Here is a 25,779-nt window from a genome sequence, read left to right on the forward strand (position 1 = left end):
TGCATCCTGCAGCGCTATCCAGTATCCCCATCGCTTACCTCGCGGATTGAAATGATCATGCATGCCCCCTCTCTTCCCGTTGCTGCCGGCCTGGGCCTGCGCTCGCCGCATATCGGCAGCGTGCTGGCCGAACGCCCGGCCGTGGGGTGGTGGGAAGTGCATAGCGAAAACTACTTCGGCGGTGGCGAACCGATTGCCGCGCTGGAGGCCATACGTGCCGATTACCCGATCAGCCTGCACGGTGTGGGCTTGGGGTTGGGCAGCATCGAGCCGCTCGATGCCGCGCATCTGGCCGCACTCAAACAGCTGGTACAGCGCATCGCGCCGGTACTGATATCCGAACACCTGTGCTGGAACCGCCACCAGCAACGCTTTTTCAACGACCTGCTGCCGGTGCCACGGCTGGAAGGCGCGCTGCCCTTGCTGGCGGAGCGCATCAACCAGGTACAGCACGCACTGGGCCGGCAAATCCTGATCGAAAACGTATCCAGCTACGTGGGCTTCCAGCACGAAACCTGCAGCGAGGCCGAACTGCTGGCCGAACTCGTCGCCCGCACCGGCTGCGGCGTGCTGCTGGACGTGAACAACCTGTACGTGAATGCGCTCAACCTGGGCACCGATCCGCTGGCGGAAATCGCCCGCATCCCGCCAGGCTGTGTGGGCGAAATCCATGTTGCCGGCTTCGAAACCGTCAACGGTGTCAGCATTGATACGCACGGTGCGCCCGTCTGCGCCGAAGTGTGGGCGCTGCTTGACGTTGCGCTGGCGCATGTCGGCCCCACGCCGGTACTGCTGGAGCGTGATTGCAACCTGCCGCCACTGGCCACGCTGCTGGATGAATACGCGCAACTGGCTGCGCGTATTGCCCCGCAACAAGCGGCGCAGGCCCTGCCATGCTGAGCTACGCGGAAGCCATCGCCGATTTTGCCCTCGGCCTGGCGGACAGCAACCATGTGCCCGGCAGCCTGACCGGGCAAACGCAGCAGCATCTCGCCATCTACCGCAACAACGTACGCCTCAACCGCATCGATGCGCTACCGGCTGCCTTTCCCACCGTGGCAGCGCTGGTCGGCGAAGATTACTTCCGCGCGCTGGCACGCGAATACGTGAAAGCCGTACCTGCCAGCTCGGCCAACCTGCATGACGATGGCGCAGCACTGGCTGCCTTTATTGCCACCTTTGCGCCTGCGACAGCACTGCCCTATCTGCCTGACGTAGCGCGGCTGGACTGGGCGCTGCACCGCGCCTATCACGCCGCGGATGCCGCACCACTGGATACCGCCACGCTCGCCGCGCTGCAACCGGCCCAATTTGCCGCGTTACAGCTGCAGTTCCACCCTGCCGTTGCGCTGGTCCGGTCCAGCGCGTGGCCGATTGCCGACATCCTCACCATGCATCAGGGTGGCGCCACAGCCATGCTCGATGCTGGCGGCCAGAGCGTACTGGTGTGGCGCAATGCCACGGGCGTGCAACACCTGCCCGTTGCCGATCCAGCCTGGCTGGCAGCCCTGCTGGGCGGGCAGTCGCTGGGCGATACACTGGCACAGGCAACGCAGGACCCCAACCCATTGCTGGCCCGGCTGTTTGCCGAGGGCCTGATCAGCGCCATCCGGGATACCACACCATGAAAGCCATTCACCTCACCTGCCGCGCGTATGCGCTGTTTGAAAAAATCGCCGCCAGCCTGCAGCCGCTGTTTGCGCTGGCCGTGCGCCTGTACGTGGCGCGGGTGTTCTTCCTGTCCGGCCTCACCAAAATCCGCGACTGGAACAGCACCCTTTACCTGTTTACCGAGGAATATCACGTGCCCATCCTGCCGCCCCCGCTGGCGGCGGCCATGGGTGCCGGCGGCGAGCTGATCCTGCCGGTGTTGCTGGTGCTGGGCTTAGGCGGGCGCTTTGCCGCCGCCGGGCTGTTCATCCTCAATGCCGTTGCGGTGATTTCCTACCCGGGGCTGGAAGCGGTGATGATCAAGGATCACGTGCTGTGGGGCGTATTGCTGGCCTATCTGCTGATCCACGGCACCGGTTGCTGGTCGCTGGAGCGGCGGCTGTGCCGCAAGCACCTTCAGCCCCAGGCGCAAGCATGATTGCGCAAACGAAGCCGCCGGCTACTGGCACTGCAGCTCCCTGGCACGACGATGCCGGCTACCTGCACAAGCTGCGCCGTGACCTGCTGCGCTTTGCCCAGCTGCAGCTGCGCGACAGCGCCGCAGCGGAAGACGCCGTGCAGGAAGCGCTGGCCGCCGCCTGGGCAAGCGAGCAGCATTTTGCCGGTCAGTCGCAGCACAAGACCTGGGTGTTCGGCATCTTGCGCCACAAGCTGATCGACACCATGCGGGCCAAGAAGCGCACTATCAACCTGTCGTCACTGAGCAGCGAAATCGAAGGAGAGGAAATCCTCGACAGCCTGCTGTTCGACCCCGGCGGCCACTGGGCACAGCACAGCAAACCACAGCCGTGGCCCAAACCGGAAACGGCGCTGCAGCAAAAACAGTTCTGGGTGTTGTTCGAAACCTGCCTGGATCATCTGCCGGAGCAAACCGGCCGGGTGTTCATGATGCGCGAATTCCTCGGGCTGGAAACTGGCGATATCTGCGACGAGCTGACCGTCAGCGCCAACCACTGCAGCGTGCTGCTGTACCGCGCGCGGCTGAAGCTGCGTACCTGCCTGAGTGAAAAAGGCTACTGCGAGGAGGATGGCAATGGCGAATTGTAAAAAGGTATCGCGGCTGTTATCCGATGCGCAGGATCGCCAGCTTAATGCCGGCGAGTGGCTGCTGGTGCAAACGCACCTGCCGATCTGCAACAACTGCCGCAACTATCGCCGGCAGCTCAGCGTGCTGCAGCAGGCCACGCGTGCACTGCGCGAAGGGCTTGCCGCCGGTACGGAGAGCGAGGAGTAGCGGCTGGGCCTGCTCTGGCTGCGCCGGTCAGTCTGCCGGTACGGCGCTGGCAACAGCCACCGCCACATCGGCGGCGCCTGCAGCGCCGGCTGCCGCTTCTACACCACTGCCCGCACCGCCAGCCTCTGCCTTGGCGGTATCGGCCAGCATTTTCTCGATCTCCGCCATGGCCTTGTCAGCCTTGTCGGTGTCGTCATTGCGGCCATTGCGCAGCTGTGAGCGAACCAGCGCCAGCAATGCCTTGAGCTTGTTGGCGGTTTCGCGCACCAGCGCCCGGTCAGAAGCTTCCTGATCGCCCCCTTGCTGGCCTTGCCGGCCCACCTGGCCAGCGTGTTCTTCCTGCGGTGATTCATCCCTCGCAGCATCGCCATCGCCAGCGCCTTCCGCATCGGCGGCCGCATCATTGGCCGATGCCGACGCTGCCGATGCATCCGCCCTGGCCGCCGCAGCTTCAGCAGCGGCTGCAGCCTTGGCACCGGCATCGGCCTGGCTATCCGCCCCCTCGGTCGTGCCCGCGCTACTGCTGCCACCCGGATTCACCGGCGGCACCGTCACGGCACCGCCGCCCCCACCAGTCAGCTCCGCGGCGGCCGCCTTCAGTTGCTGCGCCAGCATCCTGATCTGGTTGGCCATGGCCTTGGCCGACTTGGGGTCGAGCGATGTTGCAAACTTGCGCATCTGCTCGATCTGCTCCTTGATCTGCGCCACCCGTGCCCGCGCGGCCGCCTTGCGCTGCGGGCTGGACGCACTGGTGGCCTGGCGCAGCGACGACAGCGTGCTCAGCAGCGAGCTGTACGGGGAATCGCTTTTCTTTTCCTGCCCGCCCAGCGTGACGGTAAACGATGCGCGCAGCGCGCTCAGGTCGATTTTCAGCCCGCCAGCCTGCGCTGGGACGCCGGCATCGGTATTCGCTGCCTGGCGCTTGCCAGCTGATTCCGGCGGTACGAAGGGCGGGGTGTTGGCGTTGATTTTCATTTGAGTACTAGCCGGTATGTATCCACATCTTATCGGCCAGCTGTCAGCAAACATAAGCTTTTATTTCCACTTCGGCATGCGCGCTTCCCGCCATGACCGGCTGCCAAAGAAAAACCCGCCAGCAGGCGGGTTTTTCATCACTGCGATGCCGGCTTACTGCCAAGGCGCAGTCAGCTCTATCCACTTTTGCGCGGTATCGAGCTTGATCGGCGAATACACCTGATAGTAGATATCCAGCAGGCTGTTCGTCAGCGGGTCCACGTTGGCAGCGGTATACCCGCGCGCCTTGTAGTAGTGGTACGCGCCCTGGCCATCAATACGGAACACCAGCGCATTGGCCTGGTAGGTACCGGTGCCCTGCCACTGGCTGTAGCCATTGATGGGGTCGCTGTGCGGCGGTACCGGCTTGGCGGTATCCACCAGCGCCAGTGGTGAGCTGGTGCTGACGCGGAAATCGTCAAAGTACGCGTACTGGTCGGTAGCTGGCGCCCAGTCGGTGCTGGAGCCCCCAAAGAAGGTATCCATCTTGATCGCGGATACGCCCACCGCAGCCGCATTGCGGAACAGCAGGCCGCTTTGCTGCAGCACCAGCACGCCGTCCACCCACTGGCGGAATTCACCGTTGGATGCACCGGCATCGTTGATGATCACCTGTTGCGTCAGTGTGTACCACACGCCCGGCTTGAATCTGGTGGCCACTGCATAGTAGTCGCCGCATTCTTCCTTCTTGCCCGGATAGTACTGGTAGCTGAACGCCACGCCGTTTTCACGCCACATCATACGGGTGGTAAAGCCATCGAAGGTGCCGTTGGCAATGCAGCCGGTGGGGGTATCTCCGCCGCCAAGGCCCGGCAGCTTGCCACCCTTCACCCAGTTGAACGCGTTGTCGAAGCGCAGCTTGTACTGCAGCCACAGCGACTTGTAGGTGCCCGACAGCGGCGCATCAAACGTCATTGCCGAATCACCGCCCACCTGCCCGGCCTTGTACGCTACCCGCAATGCCTTGTTGGCGCCGTTATCCGGATCAGACACGATGGACAGCCGGCCAGCGGCCACGCCGGTGGAGTTCTGTGGAGCTACCCCCCAGTCAGCCTGGAAGGCGCTGGCGCTGTAGAGGCCGATGGCATCGTTCTCGAACGTGTTCTGCAGCACCCAGCTGCCCGGCACCGGAGTCACCGACGGGGCTGGCGTCACGGTCGGTGCCAGCGTGGGCACAGGTGTTGCGCTGGGTACGGGGGTTGCGGTCGGTGCCAGTGTAGGAATGGCTGTCGGAGTGGCGGTAGGCGCAATGGTGGGCGTCACGCTCGGGCGCGGTGTGGCGCTCGGTACCGGTGTTGCGCTTGGGGTGAGGGTCGGTATCGGCGTTGCTGTCGGCACCGCAGTCACACCGCCGCATGCGCCCAGATCCTGCCATGGCTTGGCATCACCCGCATTACTGGCCGGTATATCGCCTTGCGTCCACCACTTGGCCTTGTAGACCCGGCCGTTGTATTGCACCAGTGCGCCGCCATTGTATGCGGTACCGGATGCCCAGGCCGGGTAGCAGGCGCCAACCGGGCCGGCCGGCGTTGGCGTGACAGTGGGAGTAGCGGTTGGCACCAGCGTAGGCACTGGCGTGGCGGTCGGGGCGGGCGTTGCCGTGGGTTTGGGGGTTGCCGGCACCGGTGTTGCAGTTGGTACCAGCGTGGGGATGACGGTCGGAATCACTGTCGGGCCTGGCGTCGGCACCGGGGTGGCGCCACAGCTGCCACCGTTCTTCCACAGCGTGGGTGTGGCGGCCGGGTTCCAGTTGGCGCCGGCGTAGGCGGTATGCGTGGTCAACGCGGAGTAGTTGACACCGTTGTAGCTGACGACATCGCCGGTTTGATAGGTATTGCCTTCGCCCCACGCACCGCGGCAAGCCGCCTGCACGTCGAGCGCGAACAGCGCGGCAAAGGCTGCCGCGCCCAGGATTGTCTTGCGCATGATTCTCTCTCCATCCCGGTCACCGCAAGGCGGCGCCGCTTTATTTGCACGGCTCATTCCGGCCGCATGTCTGTAAGCGTGCAGCAGTAAGAAAGTAGCGTCAATCGTGCGGGCGCTGCTGTTGCGGCTGTACCGACAGGCGGTAGCGCCGGGCTAGGCATTGCGTTGTTGCACCGCTTGCAACGCAATCGGTGCCCGGATCACGACGTACCGATTGCAATCCGCAACAAACCCATGAAAATGACCTGCATTGCAACGAAAAACGGGATAGGCCCATGGACAGGCTGGCAGCCATGCAGGTGTTCAACAAGGTGGTGGAAGCAGGCAGCTTCGTGCGTGCGGCGGCACTGCTGGGCATTTCCACCACGGCGGCATCGCGGCTGGTGGCCGATCTGGAAAGCCATCTGGGCGCGCGCCTGCTGCAAAGAACCACGCGCCGGCTCAGCCTGACCGAAGCAGGCCGCGCGTATCACGAACGCGCCATGCAGATCCTGGCAGATATTGCCGAAGCCGAAGCCGCGCTTGATGACGAAACCGCGCAGCCGGGCGGCCTGCTGCGCGTGAATGCGCCGGTATCGTTCGGCGTACGCCACCTGGCCACGCTGTTGCCGCGCTACCAGGCGGCCCATCCGGCCGTGAAACTGGAGCTCACCCTATCGGACCGCACCGTGGATCTGGTCGAGGAAGGCTACGATCTGGCGCTGCGTATCAGCGGCCAGCTGGCGGGTAACCTGATCACGCGCCGGCTTGCCCCCATCCGCATTGCCGCGTGCGCCGCCCCCGCCTACCTTGCCAGGCACGGCGCACCACAAACGCCGCAAGAGCTGCTGCAGCACAACTGCCTGATCTATACCTATGGCGCAGGGGGCGATGAATGGCGTTTCACCCAAGGCGGTACCGTGCATACCATCAAGGTGCAAGGCACATTGCGCGCCAACAATGGCGATCTGCTGGTGGCTGCGGCCCGTGCGGGTGCCGGGCTGATCAACGAGCCCACCTTCCTGGTGGGCGATGACCTGCAAGCGGGCACGCTCGAGTGCGTGCTGCCCGGGTTTGCTTCACCCGAGCTGGCGCTGTACGCGGTCTACCCCAGCCGGCGGCACCTGTCGGCCAAGGTGCGCAGCTTCATCGATTTCCTGCGGGCTGAATGGGGTGATACACCGCCGTGGGATGCCTGGATGCACAGCGTGCACACAGCACCGCAATAAAAAACGGCAGCATCATGGCTGCCGTTCGGCTGAAGCTGGCGCTATCGATCAATAGGCAGCAGTAAAGCGCCTCTGGATATGCTTGGGTGCTTCAAGCTCATCAATGATCGCTACCGCCAGGTCGGCGGTGCTGATCTTGGCCGGCGCAGCACCATCGAACAGCGGCTCTTCCAGACCCAGCCGGTACTTGCCGGTACGCTCGCCCGGTTCCAGCAGGATGGCCGGCGATACAAACGACCAATCCAGCGTGGTTTCACCCTTGATCAGGTTCAGTGCTTCACGCGCACCCAGTGCGCCTTCCTTCCACTCGGCCGGGAAATCAGGCGTATCCACCAGTTGCAGGCCCGGTGCGATATACAGGCTGCCAGCACCGCCGATCACGATATAGCGCTTCACACCGGCCGCTTTCACGCCTGCGGTGATGGCATGGTAACCATCCAGCGACAGTTGGCGGATATCCGGCTTGCCCCAGCCCGGATTGAACGCACTGATCACCGCATCGTGGCCGGCAACGGCAGCGGCCACTTCATCCGCGTTGTATACATCGGCCTTGTGCGCAGTGAGTGCCGCGTGCTGCGGCAACTTGTCCACGTTGCGGACGATGGCGGTGACCTGGTGACCGCGCGCCAGCGCTTCGGTCAAAAGGGCACTGCCGACATAACCTGTGGCACCGATCAGGGCGATTTTCATGATGACTCCTGGTGTGGGATGGATAACGCAAAAGCACAACGCCATGATGCGTCGTTCATTGATGCAGATAAACCACGCAATTCAGAATTTAATGTTCATCAAAATCGCACAATGCCGATGCCGCTGGCCAGTGATCAATCCGCCATCGCCTCACCCAGCCGCACCGATCTTGCCGGCTCCCACGCCGGGTTGAACTGCCGCTGCTGGCCGGGGAACAGCATCACCACGGTGGAACCCAGCAGGAAGCGGCCCATTTCCTCGCCCTTGCGCAGCGTGACCGGCGCATCGTCGTAGCGCCATTCGCGCACACTGCCGCCACGTGGCGGGTTGATCACGCCATGCCATACCGTTTCCATGCTGCCCACGATGGTGGCGCCCACCAGCACCAGCACGAACGGCCCGGCCGCCGAATCGAATACGCATACCACGCGCTCGTTGCGCGCGAACAGGCCGGGTACGCCACGCGCAGTGGCCGGGTTGACCGAAAACAGTTCGCCCGGCACATAGATCATGCGCTTGAGCGTGCCATCACAGGGCATATGGATACGGTGATAGTCCCGCGGGCTCAGGTAAATGGTTGCAAACTGGCCATCCTGGAACTGCTGTGCCAACGCCGCATCGCCCCCCACCAGCGCAGTCGCGGTATACAAATGGCCCTTGGCCTGGAAAATCTGCCCGCCGTTGATGCGGCCAAACTGGCTGATGGCGCCATCGACGGGGCTGACCAACTGCGCATCCGCGATCGGCCGCGCGTCATCACGCAGCGCGCGGGTGAAAAATGCGTTGAAGGTTCGGTAGTGGCGCACGTCCGGCTGTGCCGCTTCGTTCATGTCTACCGCATATTTGCGGACAAAGCGGCGAATGATCCACTGCGTGATCGCGCCCCAGTCATTACCGGCCACGAACCCGGCAAATCGGGTCAGGGCACCTTTGGGAATCAGGTATTGCAACAAAACGAACGCGCGATCAGACACAAAGCACCCAAGCATGACAGAAGTTGAATGGTAGATTGTAACGCAGCCCCTGCCCGGTCTGCCGCCACTGCAAACAGCAAACTGCGGTTAGAATGACCAGACACGCGGAATTCAAACCGCCTTTCCCACAAGAGGCCCGTATGCACCTGCCGACCAAGCGACCGCTCAACCTGCGCCGCCAGAGCATTTACCTGCTGCCCAATCTGTTCACGCTGGGTGCGCTGTTTGGTGGTTTCTACGCCATTGTTTCGGCGATGAACGGCAAGTTCGAACACGCCGCTGTCGCGATTTTCGTGTCGATGATCCTCGATTCGCTCGATGGTCGCGTTGCCCGCATGACGCATACCCAGTCCGAATTCGGTGCGCAGTTCGACAGCCTGTCCGACATGGTGAGCTTCGGCGTCGCCCCCGCGCTGGTGGCCTACGAATGGCAGCTGCACACCTTCGGCAAGCCCGGCTGGATGGTGGCGTTCATCTATTGCGCGTGCGCGGCACTGCGCCTGGCGCGCTTCAACGCCAATATCGCGGTGGTCGATAAACGCTGGTTCCAGGGCTTGCCCAGCCCGGCGGCAGCAGCCCTCGTTGCCGGCCTGGTATGGATATCCCGCGCGTTTACCGAGGACCTCAGCCCGGTATCGCATCTGCTGCCGTATGCCGCATTTGCCATCACGCTGTTTGCCGGCCTGACCATGGTATCCAACGTACGCTTCTGGAGCTTCAAGGAATTCAACGCGCGCAAGACGGTGCCGTTCATGGCCATGGTGGTGGCGGTATTGCTGCTGCTGGTTGGCGTATCGAAGCCGGAACTGGTGTTCTTCCTGTTCTTCCTTGGTTATGCGGTATCGGGATACGTGTACTGGGCCTGGCGCAAGATCAAACCGCTCAAGACCGTTTCGCCCACCGAATAGCGACTTAATGTCCAAATCCAGACATACACGAAGTCCAATTGCCTTCTTTTTCATCAAAAATATCGACAAATAGTTGACGAAATCGATCGCACGGTCGTACTCTCGAAGCACTTCTTTCGAGGAATACACCGTGCAATTCGACATCGACCGCCTTATCGCTGATTTCGGCGGCCCAGCCAGACTGGGCGATGCGCTCAATCACGCCTTCCCCGAAGACCCGGTCAGCCGCGCCGCCATCTACAAATGGCGCGAGCGTGGCAGCCTGCCGCTTTCCCAGATCAACAAGCTTGCGCAACTGGCGGCCAGCCAGGGCCGCAGCTTCAATATCCATTCCTATGCTGCGGGTGCCGCCAGCCCGGCCGCTGCAGTATCCACGCCAGGGAGCATCAATATGGGCGACCGTCTGTTCATTTTCGACACCACCTTGCGCGACGGCGAGCAATCGCCCGGCGCATCGATGACCAAGGAAGAAAAAATCCGCGTGGCACGCCAGCTGGAAAAGCTGGGCGTCGACATCATCGAAGCCGGCTTTGCCGCGGCCAGCCCCGGCGACGCCGATGCCATCCGCACCATTGCCAGCATTGTCGAAAATTCCACCGTCTGTTCACTGGCGCGCGCGAATGAACGCGACGTGCGCGCCGCAGGCGAAGCCATTACCCCGGCAAAAAGCGGCCGCATCCATACCTTCATCGCCACCAGCCCCATCCACATGCAGCACAAGCTGCGCATGGCGCCGGAGCAAGTGGTGGAAGCCGCAGTCAAGGCGGTGAAGATCGCGCTGGAATACACCGATGATGTCGAATTCTCCGCCGAGGATGCATTGCGCTCGGATATCGACTTCCTCGCACATATCTTCGACGAGGTGATCAAGGCCGGCGCCAAGACCATCAACGTACCCGATACCGTCGGCTATGCTGTGCCGCTGCTGACCGAACGCTTTTTCCGCGAGCTGATCGCCAAAACCCCGGGCAGCGACAAGGTGGTGTGGTCCGCACATTGCCATGACGACCTCGGCATGGCAGTGGCCAATTCGCTGGCGGCGGTACTGGGCGGCGCACGCCAGGTCGAATGCACCATCAACGGCCTGGGCGAACGCGCCGGCAATGCCTCGCTGGAAGAAGTGGTGATGGCGGTGCGCACGCGCAAGGATGTATTCGGGGTGGAAACACGCGTGGATGCCACGCAGATCGTGCCCGCCAGCAAGCTGGTCTCCACCGTCACCGGCTATCCGGTGCAGCCCAACAAGGCCATCGTGGGCGCCAATGCATTCGCGCATGAATCGGGCATCCATCAGGATGGCGTGCTCAAGCACCGCGAAACGTATGAAATCATGAGTGCTGAATCGGTCGGCTGGTCCACCAACCGGCTGACGCTGGGCAAATTATCCGGCCGCAACGCCTTCAGGACCAAGCTGGGCGAACTGGGCATCACGCTGGATAGCGAAGAAGCACTGAACGCCGCATTTGCACGTTTCAAGGCACTGGCCGACAAGAAGCGCGAGATCTTCGACGAAGACCTGCACGCACTGGTATCCGATGAAATGGTCACCATCGAGCAGGAAACCTACCGGCTGACCGCGCTCAAGGTGGTATCGGAAACCGGCGAAACGCCGCAAGCCAACCTGGTGATGACCGACAACGGCGAAGAGAAGCGCAGCGACAGCCTGGGCGACGGCCCGGTGGACGCCACCTTCAAGGCCATCGAAGCCATCGTTGCCAGCGGCGCCGAGCTGATGCTGTACTCGGTGAACGCCATCACGCAGGGCACCGATAGCCAGGGCGAAGTGACCGTGCGCCTGGGCAAGGACGGCCGCATCGTCAACGGCCAGGGCGCGGATACCGACATCCTGGTGGCCAGCGCCAAGGCCTACATTTCTGCATTGAACAAGCTGGATAGCAAAATCGAGCGCACCCACCCGCAACCGGTTTAAGCCGTTTACCCGACGCCACCGTACGCGCTACGTCTTGCCGGCCGGCCCTCACGAGGGGCAGGCTACGGGGTCAACCACCACCCCGATGCGGATGCGGCAACCCACACCATGGGCCCACGCACACCGACCTGACGCTTTCTTTTTTACCCGGCAAGATGCACTGTTTTCCCGAAACGCCGGCTTAGCCGGCGTTTTGTTTTTCCAGCGCCAGCAAGCTGGGCCGGGTCCACTTGGCGTAATAGCAGATCGCCACGAAGGCGGTACTGGTCAGCAGCACTTCCAGTCCGGCCAGCCATTGCGACAAGCCATGATCGCTGTACGCGCGGGTCAGCCCCTCCGCCCACCAGATCAGCACATACATGCTCGCCCATTGATAGGTATAGCGCCGGCCATGCAGCAGTCCCCGCAGCGGCAGCAATAGCGGTACGGCCTTCAAAGCCAGCGACGAACCGCCCGGGCGCAACGGCGCCAGCCACAGCTCCCATGCCAGGCACAGCGCAATCAATGCCAGCCAGCTCACCACAGTAATGCGTTGCGCCCAGGCGCGATGTTGCGGGCTCATGCCTGCACCGCCAGCTTGAGGGCAATTTCCGCCAGCCGCCGGCCCTGCGCGATGCACAGCTGTTTTTCCGCATCGGAAACCGGCGCGCGCGATTCCGGCCCGGCAATGTGGCTGGGGCCATACGGTGTGCCACCTTGCGTGGTGGTGCTGAGCAATTGCTCGGTAAACGGCATCCCCACGATCACCATGCCATGGTGCAGCAGCGGCAACATCATGGTCAGCAGCGTGCTTTCATTGCCACCATGCATGGAACCGGTGCTGGTGAACACGCACGCCGGCTTGCCCACCAGCGTGCCGGCCAGCCAGTCACTGACGGTGCCATCAAGGAAGTACTTCATCGGCGCCGCCATATTGCCGAAGCGCGTGGGGCTGCCCAGCGCCAGGCCGATGCACTGCTGCAGATCGGCATGCGTGGCATACGGCGCACCGCTTTCGGGGATTTCACCCTCGGTGGCTTCGCATACCGTGGAGATCCTGGGTACCGTGCGCAGGCGCGCCACGGCACCGGGTACGGATTCGATGCCACGGGCAATCAATTGCGCCATCTGGCGCGTTGCGCCGTGGGTGGAGTAATACAAAACGAGGATATCGGCCATGGGTTCCGCCTGTCAGGTCGCGCTATTATAAGGGCTTGCCCCAAGAACGCGGACCGCGCATGGCTATCAGCATTCCCTATCAGCAATTCCTCACCGTCGCCTGGTGGCGCCGGGCGCTCGGTTTTTCACGCTTTGTCGGTCATCGGCTATTGGCAGACCGTTGCCTGCAAACCGCTGGCAGCCTCACCTACACCACCTTGCTGGCCATCGTGCCACTGTTCACCATCGCGCTGACGCTGTTCTCGGCCTTCCCGATGTTCAGTGATTACAGCGGCCGCTTCCGCTCGTTCATCATTTCCAACCTGGTGCCCGATACCGCCGGGCGCGTGGTAGGCACCTATATGCGGCAGTTTTCCGACAATGCCGAGCGGCTGACCGCATTCGGCATGATCGGCCTTGCGATCACCGCACTGTTGCTGGTGTTCACCATAGAGAAAACGCTGAACGAAATCTGGGGCGTACGCCGCCCGCGCCGTCTGCTGGCACGCACGCTGATCTACTGGGCCACGCTCACGCTGGGGCCATTGCTGCTGGGCATCAGCCTATCGCTCACTTCCTGGCTCTCGCAAACCACCGGGCTTTCCAGTGATTTCCCGCTGTTGCTGCGCCTGGGGCCCATGCTGCTGATGTTCGCCACCCTGACACTGCTTTATCTCACCGTGCCCAACTGTTACGTGCCGCGCAGCCACGCCGTCAGCGCCGCAGTGGCGGCCGGCGTGCTGCTGGAAATCATGAAAAACCTGTTCGGGCTGTATATCCGCCTGTTCGGCAACTACAAGCTGCTGTATGGCGCTTTTGCCGCAGTGCCGATCTTCCTGCTATGGCTATATGTGTGCTGGGTGATCGTACTGGGCGGCGCGGTGCTGTCAGCGTCGTTTTCGTACTGGCATGGCGATGGCTGGCGCTGGGAGCGCCATCACGGCACGCGCTTCGAGCAGGCCATCCGCATCCTGCTGACGCTGGCCCAAGCGCATGCCAACGGCGAAATCCTGCATATCGATACGCTGCGCCGGCGCGTGGGCCTCGGCATCGATGCCACCAACGGCCTGCTGGAGCGCATGGCGGAACGCGGCTGGGTGGACGCCAGCCGCGATGGTGAATGGATACTTGCTGCCTCCATCACCCATATCACGCTACTGGATATTTTCGAGCTGATGGTAACCCCGCTGACCGCCAAGGTCGAAACGGCGCTGGAAATCACCATCGCCGGTATGCGGGTACCGCTGATGCAGACACTGGCGGATTATGCGGCGCAGCCTGAACAGGAGTCCGCCCAGGAGGTTACCAAAGCTGCATGAGCCAGAAGGGGAAGCGAAGGGCGCGCTGCTGCGCAGCGCCACCGCAGCAGCAAGTCAGGCCGGCGCGCAGCCGGCGGTCAGCGCCGCCTGGATCACCGCGACCGGCAGTTCACCGATATACGAGGCACCCAGGTTGCGCAGCAGGATGAACTTGATCTTGCCCGCATCGACCTTCTTGTCCTGCGCCATCAGGTCCAGATAACGCTCGAAGCCCAGCGCCGGAGATACCACCGGCAAGCCCGCCTTTTCGATCAGGCGGATGATGCGCGCCAGGTCGTCATCGGAAATCTGCCCGAGTGCATGCGATGCATGCGCGGCCAGCACCATGCCGGCCGCCACGGCCTCGCCATGCAGCCAGGCGCCGTAGCCCAGGCCTGCTTCGATCGCATGGCCAAAGGTATGCCCCAGGTTCAGCAATGCGCGCTGCCCGTGCTCTTTTTCGTCCGCAGCCACGATGCGCGCCTTGTTCTGGCAACTGCGCTCCACCGCATACGCCAGCGCATCGGTATCGCGCGCAACCAGCGCATCGATGTTCGCTTCCAGCCATTCGAAGAATGCCAGATCATCGATCAAGCCGTACTTGATCACTTCGGCCAGCCCTGCAGACAATTCGCGTGCCGGCAAGGTATCGAGCGTGGCCAAGTCCGCCAGCACCAGCTGTGGCTGGTAGAACGCACCGATCATGTTCTTGCCTAGCGGGTGGTTAATGGCGGTCTTGCCGCCTACCGATGAATCAACCTGTGCCAGCAAGGTAGTCGGAATCTGGATGAAGGGCACGCCACGCTGGTAGACCGCAGCGGCAAAGCCCGTCATATCGCCGATCACGCCACCACCCAATGCGATCAGCGTGGTTTTGCGCTCGGCACGCGCGGCCAGCAATGCATCGAAAATCAGGTTGAGCGTTTCCCAGGTCTTGAAACGCTCGCCATCGGGCAGCACCACTGCCTCCACCTGCACGCCAGCCGCTTCCAGCGCATCCTGCAACGGCTCCAGGTACAGCGGCGCCACCGTTTCGTTGGTGACGATGGCAACGCGCTTCTGCGGCAGCAGCGCGGTAATCCGGTCCACGCTATCGAGCAAGTTGCGTGCAATCAGGATGTCGTATGGGGCGTGATCCAGGTCGAGCTTAACGGTGCGCATGGTTGGCTTTGAGTTCGAGTTCGTGCAACAGGTATTGACTGAGGTGCTGAACGGTCTGCCGGCTGGTATCAACGACCAGATCCGCCACTTCACGATACAGCGGGTCGCGTACTTCAAACAGTTCGCGCAAGCGTTCTCTGGGATTGGCTGTCTGCAGCAGCGGCCTGTTGCGATCATGCATGGTGCGCTGATACAGATCATCCACGTTGGCCCGCAGGTAGATCACCGTGCCACGTGCCCGCAGGCATGCGCGATTTTCCGTGCTCAGCACCGCGCCACCGCCAGTAGCCAGTACCACATCCTTGAGCGAACTGAGTTCGGCAATCATGGCGGTTTCGCGCTCGCGAAAGCCGCTTTCGCCTTCGACCTCGAAGATGATCGGAATCTTCACGCCCGTACGTGATTCAATCTCATGATCAGAATCGTAAAACGCATGGTCGGTCGCACGCGCAAGCGTGCGCCCAATTGTCGTTTTGCCGGCCCCCATGAGGCCCACCAAAAAAAAATTGCCCGGCAGTTTCATGCCGGGCATTGTAACCGATCTGACCGCCCCGTACGGGGCGATCGCTCAGCGTAGAGTCATGTCTTGCTGCAACACGCGTGGCGTGATGAAGATCAGCATTTCGGCTTTCTTGGTTTTGGTGGTGGTGTGCTTGAACAGATGGCCCACGCCCGGCAGATCACCCAGCAGTGGCACCTTCTCCACGTCATTGCTGTCGTCCTGGGTGTAGATACCGCCAATCACCACGGTGCCCCCGTTCTCGACCAGTACCTTGGTGGTGATCTGTTTGGTGTTGATGGCCGGGCCGGCAATGGTGTTTTCACCACGGCTATCCTTGTTCACCTTTACATCCAGCATCACATTGCCATCCGGTGTAATTTGCGGCGTCACCTTCAGCGACAGCGTGGCCTTCTTGAACGACACCGACGTTGCACCGTTTTGCGACGATTCGTTGTACGGAATTTCTTCGCCGTTTTCGATCAACGCTTCTACCTGGTCAGCCGTGATCAGGCGCGGGCTGGAAATGATCTTGCCCTTGTTGTCCGCTTCCAGCGCGCTCAGTTCCAGACCCAGCGCCCAGTTTGCACTGGATGCCAGCAGGGCCAGCGTGGCCGGTGCACCGCCGTTGAACCCAACCGCAGGCAGGTTGATGTTGGTGTTGTCCACCACGCCATCGGTGATCTTGGTATCCAGCGTCGGCTTGGTGGAGATCGTGGTATTCCCGATATGCCCAATCGAGATACCGCCGAACTTCACACCCAGATCACGCGAGAACCCGTCACTGGCTTCAACAATGCGCGCTTCGATCAGCACCTGGCGAACCGGAATATCGATCTTGGCAATCAACTCGCGGATCTGATCGAGCTTGCCAGGAATGTCCTGGATGATCAGCGTATTGGTACGCGGGTCGATCACGGCGCTGCCACGAGTCGACAGGATCTTTTGCTTGTCGTCCTTCAGGATCTTTTCAAAGTCAGCCGCTTTTTGATATTTGAGATTGAAGAACTCGGTGCGGGTCGGCTCAAGTTCTGCGATCTGCTTGCGTGCTTCAAGATCCTGCTTTTCCTTTGCAGCCAGCTCATCACGTGGCGCAATCCACATCACGTTGCCCGATTTGCGCTGATCCAGCCCCTTGGCTTGCAGGATGATATCCAGCGCTTCATCCCAAGGCACATCCTTCAGGCGCAGTGTCAGGTTACCGGTCACGGTATCGCTGGTGATGATATTGAGTCCGGTGAATTCGGCAATCACCTGCAGCACGGTGCGGATTTCCACGTTCTGGAAATTCAGCGACAGCTTTTCACCCTTGTAGGCAGGCTTCAGGCCGGTCACGCCGGCTTTGGGCTCGGCGGCGACGCGCACTTCCACAATGAAGCGGTTTTCCGTCTGATAAGCCGAATATTCCCAGTTACCCTTGGGCTCGATCACCATGCGTGCATTGCTGCCTTGCGCATAGGTATCCACTTTCTGGATCGGCGTGCCGAAATCGGTCACGTCCATACGGCGCTCAAGCGATTTGGGCAAGCTTGCCTTGGTGAAATCAACCACCAGCGTCTTGCCTTGCTGACGAATGTCGATGCCGACATTCGGGTTGCTCAGGTCGACGACGACCTTGCCCTCACCAGCGCTACCGCGACGGAAATCGATATTCTTGATCGATTCATTGCTGGTATCTGGCCTGGCCTCGGCAAACTTGGTATTGCTCTGCGCCGAAGCCACGGCTGCCTGCGCACCATCAACGGTAATCAACAGCGTATTACCGTCAACCTGGGTTTGATAAGTGGCTTGTTTCTGCAGGTTGAGCACCACGCGTGTACGCCCGTTGCCTTCCGCAATATTGACGACGCGCAATGCGGCGCCATTGACCTGAATCGCATTCTTGCCAAACTGCGAGGTGGTGTTCGGGAAATCGAACGCAATCCGCGGCGGTGTATTGACGGTAAAGCTCGTCGGTGCCGGAACGGCCCCGCTGAACGATACCTTGATCACCTGTTTATCAGCCGACAGCGAACCCACTTCCACATTGGTAATGGTGTTGTCCACCGCAAACGCAAATGTAGCAATCAGAGCGCAGCAACTGGCCGCAAGGCGCTGCAGGATCATGGTTTTATTCATTTTTTCTGCTCCGCGTCATCCAAGGAGAGGCCGGTCGAGCGCTCGACCCAATCACCCCCGCTATCTTCCACGATTTCTTTCAATTTAACTTCGGTTTCAGAGATTTCTGCAACCATGCCGAAATTCTGCCCCATATAACTGCCTACTTTGACCCGGTACAGATTACCGTCTGGCGCGCGGATCAAAGCCTGGATCGTCTTGCCTTGCTGCAGGGTGCCAACCATCCGGAGCTTTTCCAGATCATAGTTTTCAAGCACCTCTTTCGGGCGGTTCGGATTGGGCGCCAGACCAGAATTGGAACCCTTCTTCGCGACTTCCATCTTGGAAGGGCGGAATGGGTCCGGCAACGAGAAGGCATCATAAGTAAATGGCTGGTATGGCTTCACTTCGGGCAAGGGTTCCACCTTGCCCCGCAGTCCGTCGCTCTTTTCCCGCATCCATTCTTTCAGATCGCTGTTTTCTTCGCCAAAACACCCAGCCAAACCTAGCGTGGCCAGTACGAGTGCTAGATAGGTTTTCATTTATCCCCTCTTCGATCCATCTGGGCCGGGTTACCGGTTTTTCTTCTTGGCATCGGCCTCAGCCTGACGCATTGCCTGCAGCTCGGCGTCATCCAGCGAACGGTATGTTTTCGCAACGGCCTGCATCGCAAGGTTACCGTCCTTGCCAGCGGAAAGCTGCACGCTGCCCAGCGTAACAATACGGGACAACTGCGCCACATCACTGACAAAAGCAGACAAGTCGTGGTAGCTGCCGTTGATCTTGATATCGATCGGCAACTCGGCCAGTTCGGCCGTTTTCACCTCGGTTCCCGGCTTGAACAACTCAAACTGCAAACCGCGGCCGACACCCGCCTGGTTGACTTCGGTCAGCAACGTTTCCATTTCGGATTTGTTGGGCAACTGCTTGAGCAAGGCACCGAACGATTGCTGGATTTCCAGCAATTGCTGCTTGTACGCATCAAGGTTGACAGCCTTCACCTTTTTATCGAGGAATTCCTGCTTGAGCTGCTCTTCCTTGGCAATACCGGCGTCAAGCTCCTCCATCTTTCCCTGCCAGACGTAGAAGTAACCGCCAGTCAGCACAAGCGCAAAAATAATCACCAGCAAGCCCATCTGCACCGGCAACGGCCAGTCGCCGATTTCGCGCGGGTTCAGGCTGCGTAATTCATCCAATGTCATTTAAGCCCCCTTCGCCGCTTGCGGTGACTTCCTGGCCGGGGCAGATGCATCACCCGTCTGTTCCGCCGTGCGGGTAATCTTTATTTTGAGCGTGAACTCCGACAAGCGCTGATTGCCCACTTGCGCGGCCTTGACCTCGATCAGCAACGGCTGCTCGAACACGTCCGAATCATTCAGGTTACGCATCAGGGTAGATACGCGGGCATTCGACTGTGCATACCCGGAAAGCATCAGGGAATCGTCTGTCTGCTTGATGTCCTTGAGGTAAATGCCCTCGGGCGTCTGCCGGGTCAGCTGATCCATGACGCGCACGGTTTCGGAGCGATTGGATTGCAGCCGCTCGACAACGGTCTTGCGATCAAGCAACGACTGCTTTTCTGCCTTCAGCTTGTCGATTTCGGCGATTTCCCTGTCGAGCTTCTCATTTTCGCTGGTCAGGAACTGGTTACGTTCATTCTGGGTATCGATGCGGGCGGTGTAAAACATATAGCCAGCAACCAGCACGCCAACAGCAGCCAGGAACGTGACGCCGAGCATGGCCAGATAGCGGTGCTGCCGCGCCTGGCGCTTCTGCTCGCGGTGGGGAAGGAGGTTAATCCGGATCATGACGGGTCGAACCTCCGCATAGCGAGACCACATGCAATTAATAAAGAAGGTGCATCCAGCTGGATCTGCTTGCCACGGACCTTGCCGGTTGCCATGCCGAAGAACGGGTTGGCGCGCATGGTGCTGGGCACCTGTGCACGACTCGATACCGCTTCGTCAAGGCCATGAATTGCGCTACAACCGCCGGCGAGCAGGATATGATCGACGGAGTTGTAGTTGCTCGATGTATAGAAGAACTGCAGCGAGCGGGAAATTTCCAGTGCCAGCGTATCCATGAAGGGTTGCAGCACTTCAGGCTCGTAGTTTTCCGGCAAGCCACCGAAACGCTTGGCCTGCTCCGCTTCATCACCGGACATGTTGAACTTGCGCTGGATTTCCTGGGTCAACTGGTTACCAGCGTAGCCCTGATCACGGCTGTAGATCGATTGGCCATCCTTGAAGATGTTCATATGCATGGCTGTTGCGCCGATATCGACCACTGCAACAATCTGGTTTTCACCCTGATTGGGCAGTTGCGGACGCATCAGCTCAAACGCGGCCTGGGTCGCATAGGATTCGACATCAACCACAATGGCTTTCAGCCCGGCCGCCTCGATGACGGCAACCCGCTCATCCACCTTTTCTTTCTTGGCGGCGGCGATCAGCACTTCCGATTCGTCCGGCACGGCCGGAGAGGGGCCAAGCACCTGGAAGTCGAGGTTGACTTCATCCAGCGAGAACGGGATGTACTGGTTGGCTTCGGTCTCGACCTGGGTTTCCAGCTCACGCTCGGTCAGGTCACCGGGCACGAGGATCTTCTTGGCAATGACGGACGCAGCCGGCAACGCGATCGATACGTTCTTGACCTTGGAGCCAAGATGACGCCATGCACGTTTGACTGCTTCGGCCACCACATCATGGTTCGCAATATTGCCATCGGTGACAGCATCCTTGGGCAAGGATTCGATCACGTAGCGCTCGAGGCTGTAGTTACGCCCGGTTTGCCCAAGTTCGACCATCTTCACGGCCGAGGAGCTGATATCAACTCCAATCAGCGGTGGAGCCTTAGGCTTGAGAAAGTCGAGGTTCAACACGAATTTCCTTATAAAATATGGTGATAGGGCAATTCATTACCAAGCTACGTTAGATCGTAGCAGCGCGCCATGCTCCATGTAAAGCAAGCTAGTCAATAGCCTAGTTTTTTGCAACAACAACGCTTTAGCGTAAATTACGGCAAGCCCGTTTACCGACATCAAGCCAATGACCAAACGCATACTGTTAATCGTAACCGGAACGCTCGCCGGCCTCTTATTACTCATTGCCGGCCTGATTCTATTCGCGGTACTGATCAACTATCCACGCCTGCCTTCTCTGGAGGCTTTGACCGATTACCGCCCCAAAATGCCATTGCGCGTCTATACCTCGGATGCCGTGCTGATCGGCGAATTCGGCGAGGAACGGCGCGCATTCACGCCCATCGATCAGGTGCCGGTCCTGATGAAACAGGCGCTGCTGGCCGCGGAAGACGAACGATTCTATCAGCATGGTGGCATCGATTATCTCGGCGTGCTACGGGCAATGGCGGGCAACGTGCTTTCCGGCCATTCGCAGTCCGGTGCCAGCACAATTACCATGCAGGTGGCGCGCAATTTCTATCTTTCCAACGAAAAAACGTTTACACGAAAATTTAACGAAGCCTTATTGTCTTTCAAGATTGAACATAATTTGTCCAAGGACCAAATCCTTGAGCTGTACATCAATCAAATCTATCTGGGCCAGCGCGCGTATGGTTTCAGTTCCGCCGCACAGACTTATTTCGGCAAGGATCTGAAACAGCTGACGATCGCCGAGTATGCAATGCTTGCCGGCTTGCCCAAGGCACCGTCAGCTTACAACCCGGTAGTCAATCCCAAGCGTGCCGCCTTGCGCCAGCAATACGTGCTGCGCCGCATGCACGAGCTGCGCTTCATCGACGACGCGCAATATGCCGCCGCCCAGCAGGAGCCGCTGCAACTCAAGCGCAGCCGTCAGGAATATGCGGTTCATGCTGATTATGTGGCGGAAATGGTGCGCCAGATGATGACGGAGCGTTACAAGGAAGCGACCTATACCCAGGGCTTCAAGGTCTACACCACGCTCAATAGCCAGCAGCAGGAAGATGCTTACCAGGCATTACGCCAGGGTTTGCTCGATTATGACCAGCGCCACGGCTATCGTGGCCCGGAAGGTTTTATCGATGAAAACTTACTGGCCCCGGGCAAGGAAGAAGGTCTGGATGACGCCCTGGCAGAGATCAAGGAAGCCGATGATCTGATCCCGGCCATCGTGCTGGGTGCGTCGGCCAACAAGGTTCAGGTGTATCAGAAAGGCGGCGTACGTACGGAAATCGCCGCGGACGGCCTCAAGTTTGCCCGCAGCGCGCTGTCAGAAAAGGCCCCGCCAGCCAGCCGTATCCGCCCAAGCGCCATTGTGCGTGTACGCCTGACCGACAAAGGCTGGGCCATCACGCAGCTGCCGCAGGTCGAAGGTGCATTTGTGGCAATTGATCCACAAAATGGCGCACTGCGTGGCCTGGTTGGTGGCTTTGACTTCAACCGCAATCACTTCAACCATGTCACCCAGGCATGGCGCCAGCCGGGTTCCAGCTTCAAGCCATTCATTTATTCCGCTTCGCTCGAGCGGGGCGTTACCCCCGCCACGCTGATCAACGATGCACCGCTGGTCATCGATCCGGGCCAGGTGGGCGGGCAGAAATGGGAGCCGAAAAACTTCGATGGCCAGTACTCGGGCATGACCTCGGTACGCAACGCGCTCACGCTATCCAAGAACCTGGTATCCATCCGCATCCTGCAGGCCATCGGCACCGATTTTGCGCAGCAACACATCACGCGCTTCGGCTTCAGCCCCAAGCAGCACCCGGCCTATCTGACCATGGCGCTGGGCGCGGGCAGCGTTACGCCGCTGCAGATGGCCGAGGGCTATTCGGTGTTTGCCAATACCGGCTACCGCGTGCATTCGTATTTTGTCGATCGTATCGAGGATGCACGTGGCAAGGTGCTGGCCAAAACCCAGCCTGAAATCGCCGGGCAATCTGCCAAGCGCACACTGGATGCACGCAATGCTTTCGTGATGACCAGCATGATGCAGGACGTCGTACGCTTCGGTACCGCGGCACGCGCCAACCGCGCGCTTGGCCGCCCGGATCTTGCCGGCAAGACCGGCACCACCAATGATACCAACGATGCCTGGTTTGCCGGCTTCCAGCCCAGCCTGGTCGCCATTGCCTGGGTGGGCTTCGATCAGCCGCGCTCGCTGGGCGGGCGTGAAACCGGCGGCGCTGCAGCGCTGCCGATCTGGATCAATTTCATGAGCAAGGCACTGCGCAACGTGCCGGTTTACCAGTACCCTGTGCCTGAGGGTGTCAGCGCCCAGACCATCGAAGGCGAGAAGGGTAGCTTTACCGAATATTTCTTCAGCGAGTTCACGCAAACCAACCCAGAATTAGGATTGGGAAGTGGTGGAGGCGTCAGCCAGCCGCTGGATGAGATCAAGGATCAGTTGTTCTGAGTTGAATCTTGCAAGGGGGCGATGATGGGCAAGCATGCGGGTAGTGAACGTCAAGCAACGGCCTTACGATCGGAAATTGCCCATCAGGCCGCCCGGCTGATTGCCGAAGACCATGTGCTGGACTTCGCACAGGCCAAGAAGAAGGCGGCGCGGCAGCTCGGTGTGACGGAGGGCCGTGCGCTACCGTCCAACCAGGAGATAGAAAGCGCACTCGAAAGCTACCGCGCCATCTATCAGCCCGAGCATGGCCGGCATGTCGACCAGCTGCGCAGCAAGGCCATCGCGCTGATGCGCATGCTGGCCCAGTTCCAGCCCTATCTGACCGGCTCGGTGCTCTCTGGCATCGCCGGCCTGCATTCCGATATCAACCTGCTGCTCTACACCGATGATCCCAAGGCCATCGAGCTGTTCATGCTGAACCGGCAGATCGACTACCAGAATGCCGAACCGGACCCGGCACACCGCCATGCCGATTACCCGACACTGGTGGTGTGGTACGACGGCAGCGCAGTCAAGCTGCATGTGCGCCCGCTGGATGCGGAACGCAACAATCCCAAGCGCGAAGACCGCGAACGGATGCGGCTGGATCAGCTGGAAGCGATGCTGGCCAGCGAAGCGGCGCAGGCTGGCGCTGATTTCGCGCTGCTGCCCGTCTGATCCAGCATCCATGCAGCAACACCCGTCGCTGGAGCCCATCCTGCTGCAGGACCCATCGCCCTATATGCTGAGCGATGCAGACGAAATCGCCTACCTGCTGACACAACTGACCATGCAGCATGATCCGCTTTGCCTGTACCCGTATCTGCGGCGGGAGCCATTCTGCATCAGCACCCTGCTGGAAGCGGATGCTTGGCATGTGTATTTCGACCCGTCCAGCGTGCCGGAAACCAACCAGCGTTTCCTCAAGCATGGGTTGACCTGCGTCGGTACCGTCCAGCACGTGAAGATCCAGATTTCAGCACCCGAATGCGAAATGCATGCGCATGCCGGCCGCCAGGCGCTACGCATTGACCGTCCCGCCGCAATCTTGCAGCTGCAACGCCGGGAAAACTACCGGCAGGAGGTCCCGGCGTCCGAAGCGTTCTACTGCATCGGCCGTGATGGTCAACGCTGGCCCGTGCATGACCTTAGCCAGGAAGGCATCGGCCTGCTGTACACAGGCAATCCTGCAGAGGTGAGTACAGGCTACGCGGCATTGCTTGATGGTGCCCAGCTCGACGTGCCCGGCATGGGCCTGCTGGACGTAGACCTGCAGATCCGCACCCGCCGGGAAATCACCCTCAGGAGTGGACAACAAGCGACACGGCTGGGCTGTTGCTTCATCGATCTGCCCAGCAGATCCCGCGCTATCCTGTGCGGCTATCTCAACGCATTGCAGCGCAAGCGGCTTGCGCAGGGTAATGGATGAAACCGCTCTATCCCGTCGCCACGCTGCGACAAATCGAGCATCAGGCTGGCGATCTCGATCTCATCAGCCGTGCCGGCGCGGCCAGTGCCGGCCATCTGCTGTCCTGCCTGCCGGATGCACACCATTTCAGCATCATGATGGGGCCAGGCAATAACGGGCAGGATGCACTTGCCTGCGCACGCCTGCTGCAGCAGGCAGGCAAACACGTCACGCTGCAGCTGCTACCCGGCAAGCCGGTATCCGCTGAGCTTGCCAACGAGTTTGCCGATATCTCCAGCACCATGCCGCAACGCTGGGGCGATGTCATCGTCGATGGCCTGTTCGGCATCGGCTTCAATCGCGCCCTCGATACTGATACCTTGCACCTGCTGGCCAGCGCCAACCAGGCCAGTGCAATCCGCATCGCGCTGGATATTCCCAGCGGACTGGATGCGGATCTCGGCAGCGCCAGTCAGGACAGCTTCGTTGCCCATCAAACCCTGAGCTTCATCGCCGATAAACCGGGCTTCTATACCGCGCAGGGCCGCGACTATTGCGGCACCGTGCATACCTTCGACCTTGGTATCGCGCAGTTGCTACCTTCAGCCGATTTGCAGCTGATCAATCGGCGCAGCGACCTGCGCATGCTGCTACGCCCGCATGAAAGCCACAAGGGCAGTTACGGCACGGTAGCGGTAATCGGTGGGCAACGCGGCATGATCGGCGCCGCATTGCTGGCCGCTCGGGCCGCATTGCATGCTGGCGCCGGCAAAGTGCATGTCGGTTTGATCGACGCAGCGCTACAGGTCGATCCTGCCCAACCGGAATTGATGCTGGATGATGCAGCCAGCGTGCTCGGGCTGCCAGGCGTGGATGCCTATGTGATCGGTCCGGGGCTGGGCCGGGGTGAAGCAGCCAAATCCTGCCTGTTCACCGCATTGCAAAAAGGCCAGCCGCTACTGATCGATGCTGATGGACTCAACCTCATCAGTCAGGACAGCACGCTGGCCGAAGCGCTGGTTGCCCGGAAAGCGCCAACAGCACTGACGCCTCACCCTGCAGAAGCCGCACGCCTGCTGGCACGCAGCACACAGGACATCCAGGCACGGCGTATCGATGCCGCGCGGCAGCTGGCTACGCAATCGGGTGCGGCCGTTGCGCTCAAGGGCTCCGGCACCGTGTGTTCGGATGGCACAAGCACCAGCATCAATGGCAGCGGCAATGCATTGCTCGCCAATGCCGGGCAAGGCGATGTACTCGGCGGCATTGCCGGCGCCTTGCTCGCGCAAGG

The 25,779-nt window shown here is 60.7% G+C and carries 26 protein-coding genes; 13 read left to right on the forward strand and 13 right to left on the reverse strand.

The features are described from left to right. Positions 1–57: 57 nt before the first annotated feature. From IGB42_RS08695 to IGB42_RS08715, 5 genes are read left to right on the forward strand one after another with little or no spacing between them, the layout of a single operon-like run. A complete protein-coding gene (locus tag IGB42_RS08695) occupies positions 58–900 on the forward strand; it encodes a DUF692 domain-containing protein (protein ID WP_159670007.1) in 843 nt (280 codons plus the stop codon). Further along, on the forward strand, positions 894–1,628 hold the full coding sequence (locus tag IGB42_RS08700) for a DNA-binding domain-containing protein (RefSeq protein ID WP_159670009.1): 735 nt from the start codon (positions 894–896) through the stop codon (positions 1,626–1,628). Before IGB42_RS08695 ends, IGB42_RS08700 begins: the two co-directional genes overlap by 7 nt. Next, the gene (locus IGB42_RS08705) at positions 1,625–2,089 is read left to right on the forward strand and encodes a DoxX family protein (RefSeq protein WP_159670011.1); all 465 of its coding nucleotides are present in this window, start codon (positions 1,625–1,627) and stop codon (positions 2,087–2,089) included. The genes IGB42_RS08700 and IGB42_RS08705 overlap by 4 nt, the downstream gene beginning before the upstream one ends. Continuing rightward, the gene (locus tag IGB42_RS08710) at positions 2,086–2,718 is read left to right on the forward strand and encodes an RNA polymerase factor sigma-70 (protein WP_159670013.1); all 633 of its coding nucleotides are present in this window, start codon (positions 2,086–2,088) and stop codon (positions 2,716–2,718) included. Before IGB42_RS08705 ends, IGB42_RS08710 begins: the two co-directional genes overlap by 4 nt. Beyond that, positions 2,705–2,905, forward strand: coding sequence for a zf-HC2 domain-containing protein (locus tag IGB42_RS08715; RefSeq protein ID WP_159670015.1), 201 nt, complete (start codon positions 2,705–2,707; stop codon positions 2,903–2,905). The genes IGB42_RS08710 and IGB42_RS08715 overlap by 14 nt, the downstream gene beginning before the upstream one ends. Before the next feature lie 27 nt (positions 2,906–2,932). Here IGB42_RS08715 and IGB42_RS08720 read toward each other — a convergent pair whose 3' ends face one another. Further along, positions 2,933–3,880 carry a hypothetical protein gene (locus IGB42_RS08720; protein ID WP_159670017.1) on the reverse strand — a complete coding sequence of 316 codons (948 nt, stop codon included), beginning with the start codon at positions 3,878–3,880 and terminating at the stop codon, positions 2,933–2,935. A 153-nt stretch (positions 3,881–4,033) separates the two neighbouring features. Further along, the gene (locus IGB42_RS08725; RefSeq protein ID WP_159670019.1) at positions 4,034–5,845 is read right to left on the reverse strand and encodes a polysaccharide lyase; all 1,812 of its coding nucleotides are present in this window, start codon (positions 5,843–5,845) and stop codon (positions 4,034–4,036) included. Positions 5,846–6,120: 275 nt separating this feature from the next. Here IGB42_RS08725 and IGB42_RS08730 point away from each other — a divergent pair, with 275 nt between their 5' ends. Then, entirely contained in the window at positions 6,121–7,053 is a 933-nt protein-coding gene (locus IGB42_RS08730) for a LysR family transcriptional regulator (RefSeq protein WP_159670022.1), read from the forward strand. A 48-nt stretch (positions 7,054–7,101) separates the two neighbouring features. Here IGB42_RS08730 and IGB42_RS08735 read toward each other — a convergent pair whose 3' ends face one another. After that, on the reverse strand, positions 7,102–7,743 hold the full coding sequence (locus IGB42_RS08735) for an NAD(P)-dependent oxidoreductase (RefSeq protein WP_159670025.1): 642 nt from the start codon (positions 7,741–7,743) through the stop codon (positions 7,102–7,104). A gap of 134 nt (positions 7,744–7,877) precedes the next feature. Then, positions 7,878–8,717, reverse strand: coding sequence for an archaetidylserine decarboxylase (asd, locus tag IGB42_RS08740; protein WP_159670028.1), 840 nt, complete (start codon positions 8,715–8,717; stop codon positions 7,878–7,880). 140 nt (positions 8,718–8,857) lie between these two features. On the opposite strand from asd, the gene pssA reads away from it, so the two are divergent. Both pssA and IGB42_RS08750 read left to right on the forward strand, forming a co-directional pair. Then, positions 8,858–9,625: a CDP-diacylglycerol--serine O-phosphatidyltransferase gene (gene pssA / locus IGB42_RS08745; protein WP_159670031.1), complete on the forward strand. Its 768-nt coding sequence runs from the start codon at positions 8,858–8,860 to the stop codon at positions 9,623–9,625. 130 nt (positions 9,626–9,755) lie between these two features. Then, entirely contained in the window at positions 9,756–11,555 is a 1,800-nt protein-coding gene (locus IGB42_RS08750; protein ID WP_159670034.1) for a 2-isopropylmalate synthase, read from the forward strand. A 181-nt stretch (positions 11,556–11,736) separates the two neighbouring features. On the opposite strand, the gene IGB42_RS08755 is transcribed toward IGB42_RS08750, so the two are convergent. Together IGB42_RS08755 and wrbA are read right to left on the reverse strand one after the other, a co-directional pair. Further along, positions 11,737–12,117 carry a DUF2069 domain-containing protein gene (locus IGB42_RS08755; RefSeq protein WP_159670037.1) on the reverse strand — a complete coding sequence of 127 codons (381 nt, stop codon included), beginning with the start codon at positions 12,115–12,117 and terminating at the stop codon, positions 11,737–11,739. Next, a complete protein-coding gene (wrbA, locus tag IGB42_RS08760) occupies positions 12,114–12,713 on the reverse strand; it encodes an NAD(P)H:quinone oxidoreductase (RefSeq protein ID WP_159670040.1) in 600 nt (199 codons plus the stop codon). Before wrbA ends, IGB42_RS08755 begins: the two co-directional genes overlap by 4 nt. A gap of 59 nt (positions 12,714–12,772) precedes the next feature. Between wrbA and IGB42_RS08765 the strand changes: the two genes are divergently transcribed. After that, positions 12,773–14,011, forward strand: a complete 1,239-nt coding sequence (locus IGB42_RS08765) for a YihY family inner membrane protein (RefSeq protein ID WP_159670043.1) — start codon at positions 12,773–12,775, stop codon at positions 14,009–14,011. 54 nt (positions 14,012–14,065) lie between these two features. Here IGB42_RS08765 and aroB read toward each other — a convergent pair whose 3' ends face one another. Genes aroB through IGB42_RS08800 form a run of 7 tightly spaced genes read right to left on the reverse strand, consistent with a single transcriptional unit; the run spans position 14,066 to position 20,628 of the window. Continuing rightward, positions 14,066–15,151, reverse strand: coding sequence for a 3-dehydroquinate synthase (aroB, locus tag IGB42_RS08770; protein ID WP_159670046.1), 1,086 nt, complete (start codon positions 15,149–15,151; stop codon positions 14,066–14,068). Further along, on the reverse strand, positions 15,138–15,683 hold the full coding sequence (gene aroK, locus IGB42_RS08775; protein WP_159670049.1) for a shikimate kinase AroK: 546 nt from the start codon (positions 15,681–15,683) through the stop codon (positions 15,138–15,140). The genes aroB and aroK overlap by 14 nt, the downstream gene beginning before the upstream one ends. Before the next feature lie 36 nt (positions 15,684–15,719). After that, complete coding sequence (gene pilQ, locus IGB42_RS08780) at positions 15,720–17,768, reverse strand: type IV pilus secretin PilQ (protein ID WP_159670052.1); 2,049 nt, start codon at positions 17,766–17,768, stop codon at positions 15,720–15,722. Beyond that, positions 17,765–18,289 carry a pilus assembly protein PilP gene (locus IGB42_RS08785; RefSeq protein ID WP_159670056.1) on the reverse strand — a complete coding sequence of 175 codons (525 nt, stop codon included), beginning with the start codon at positions 18,287–18,289 and terminating at the stop codon, positions 17,765–17,767. The genes pilQ and IGB42_RS08785 overlap by 4 nt, the downstream gene beginning before the upstream one ends. A 30-nt stretch (positions 18,290–18,319) precedes the next feature. After that, positions 18,320–18,949, reverse strand: coding sequence for a type 4a pilus biogenesis protein PilO (locus IGB42_RS08790; protein ID WP_159670079.1), 630 nt, complete (start codon positions 18,947–18,949; stop codon positions 18,320–18,322). Further along, positions 18,950–19,555 carry a PilN domain-containing protein gene (locus tag IGB42_RS08795; protein WP_159670082.1) on the reverse strand — a complete coding sequence of 202 codons (606 nt, stop codon included), beginning with the start codon at positions 19,553–19,555 and terminating at the stop codon, positions 18,950–18,952. After that, positions 19,552–20,628 (reverse strand): pilus assembly protein PilM, encoded by a 1,077-nt coding sequence (locus tag IGB42_RS08800; protein WP_255461443.1) that lies wholly within the window; start codon positions 20,626–20,628, stop codon positions 19,552–19,554. The genes IGB42_RS08795 and IGB42_RS08800 overlap by 4 nt, the downstream gene beginning before the upstream one ends. A 166-nt stretch (positions 20,629–20,794) precedes the next feature. Between IGB42_RS08800 and IGB42_RS08805 the strand changes: the two genes are divergently transcribed. From IGB42_RS08805 to IGB42_RS08820, 4 genes are all read left to right on the forward strand, one after another. Further along, a complete protein-coding gene (locus tag IGB42_RS08805) occupies positions 20,795–23,101 on the forward strand; it encodes a penicillin-binding protein 1A (RefSeq protein WP_159670088.1) in 2,307 nt (768 codons plus the stop codon). A gap of 21 nt (positions 23,102–23,122) precedes the next feature. Then, positions 23,123–23,758, forward strand: a complete 636-nt coding sequence (locus IGB42_RS08810; RefSeq protein ID WP_159670091.1) for a hypothetical protein — start codon at positions 23,123–23,125, stop codon at positions 23,756–23,758. A 10-nt stretch (positions 23,759–23,768) separates the two neighbouring features. Beyond that, positions 23,769–24,509, forward strand: a complete 741-nt coding sequence (locus tag IGB42_RS08815) for a flagellar brake protein (protein WP_159670094.1) — start codon at positions 23,769–23,771, stop codon at positions 24,507–24,509. Then, positions 24,506–25,779: NAD(P)H-hydrate dehydratase (locus IGB42_RS08820; RefSeq protein ID WP_159670098.1), on the forward strand; the 1,274-nt coding region annotated here is incomplete at its 3' end. The genes IGB42_RS08815 and IGB42_RS08820, both read left to right, overlap by 4 nt.

Origin of the sequence: Andreprevotia sp. IGB-42 (genome assembly GCF_009848685.1) — a bacterium.
Lineage (GTDB): Bacteria > Pseudomonadota > Gammaproteobacteria > Burkholderiales > Chitinibacteraceae > Andreprevotia.

Coding starts and splice junctions, on each gene's coding strand:
- IGB42_RS08720 (WP_159670017.1), bottom strand. CDS start 3,880: ATGAAAATCAACGCCAACACCCCGCCCTTCGTACCGCCGGAATCAGCT.
- IGB42_RS08700 (WP_159670009.1), top strand. CDS start 894: ATGCTGAGCTACGCGGAAGCCATCGCCGATTTTGCCCTCGGCCTGGCG.
- IGB42_RS08715 (WP_159670015.1), top strand. CDS start 2,705: ATGGCGAATTGTAAAAAGGTATCGCGGCTGTTATCCGATGCGCAGGAT.
- pilQ (WP_159670052.1), bottom strand. CDS start 17,768: ATGAATAAAACCATGATCCTGCAGCGCCTTGCGGCCAGTTGCTGCGCT.
- IGB42_RS08815 (WP_159670094.1), top strand. CDS start 23,769: ATGCAGCAACACCCGTCGCTGGAGCCCATCCTGCTGCAGGACCCATCG.
- IGB42_RS08695 (WP_159670007.1), top strand. CDS start 58: ATGCATGCCCCCTCTCTTCCCGTTGCTGCCGGCCTGGGCCTGCGCTCG.
- IGB42_RS08735 (WP_159670025.1), bottom strand. CDS start 7,743: ATGAAAATCGCCCTGATCGGTGCCACAGGTTATGTCGGCAGTGCCCTT.
- pssA (WP_159670031.1), top strand. CDS start 8,858: ATGCACCTGCCGACCAAGCGACCGCTCAACCTGCGCCGCCAGAGCATT.
- IGB42_RS08790 (WP_159670079.1), bottom strand. CDS start 18,949: ATGACATTGGATGAATTACGCAGCCTGAACCCGCGCGAAATCGGCGAC.
- IGB42_RS08710 (WP_159670013.1), top strand. CDS start 2,086: ATGATTGCGCAAACGAAGCCGCCGGCTACTGGCACTGCAGCTCCCTGG.
- IGB42_RS08795 (WP_159670082.1), bottom strand. CDS start 19,555: ATGATCCGGATTAACCTCCTTCCCCACCGCGAGCAGAAGCGCCAGGCG.
- wrbA (WP_159670040.1), bottom strand. CDS start 12,713: ATGGCCGATATCCTCGTTTTGTATTACTCCACCCACGGCGCAACGCGC.
- IGB42_RS08785 (WP_159670056.1), bottom strand. CDS start 18,289: ATGAAAACCTATCTAGCACTCGTACTGGCCACGCTAGGTTTGGCTGGG.
- IGB42_RS08755 (WP_159670037.1), bottom strand. CDS start 12,117: ATGAGCCCGCAACATCGCGCCTGGGCGCAACGCATTACTGTGGTGAGC.
- aroK (WP_159670049.1), bottom strand. CDS start 15,683: ATGCCCGGCATGAAACTGCCGGGCAATTTTTTTTTGGTGGGCCTCATG.
- IGB42_RS08805 (WP_159670088.1), top strand. CDS start 20,795: ATGACCAAACGCATACTGTTAATCGTAACCGGAACGCTCGCCGGCCTC.
- IGB42_RS08725 (WP_159670019.1), bottom strand. CDS start 5,845: ATGCGCAAGACAATCCTGGGCGCGGCAGCCTTTGCCGCGCTGTTCGCG.
- IGB42_RS08810 (WP_159670091.1), top strand. CDS start 23,123: ATGATGGGCAAGCATGCGGGTAGTGAACGTCAAGCAACGGCCTTACGA.
- IGB42_RS08705 (WP_159670011.1), top strand. CDS start 1,625: ATGAAAGCCATTCACCTCACCTGCCGCGCGTATGCGCTGTTTGAAAAA.
- IGB42_RS08730 (WP_159670022.1), top strand. CDS start 6,121: ATGGACAGGCTGGCAGCCATGCAGGTGTTCAACAAGGTGGTGGAAGCA.
- IGB42_RS08765 (WP_159670043.1), top strand. CDS start 12,773: ATGGCTATCAGCATTCCCTATCAGCAATTCCTCACCGTCGCCTGGTGG.
- aroB (WP_159670046.1), bottom strand. CDS start 15,151: ATGCGCACCGTTAAGCTCGACCTGGATCACGCCCCATACGACATCCTG.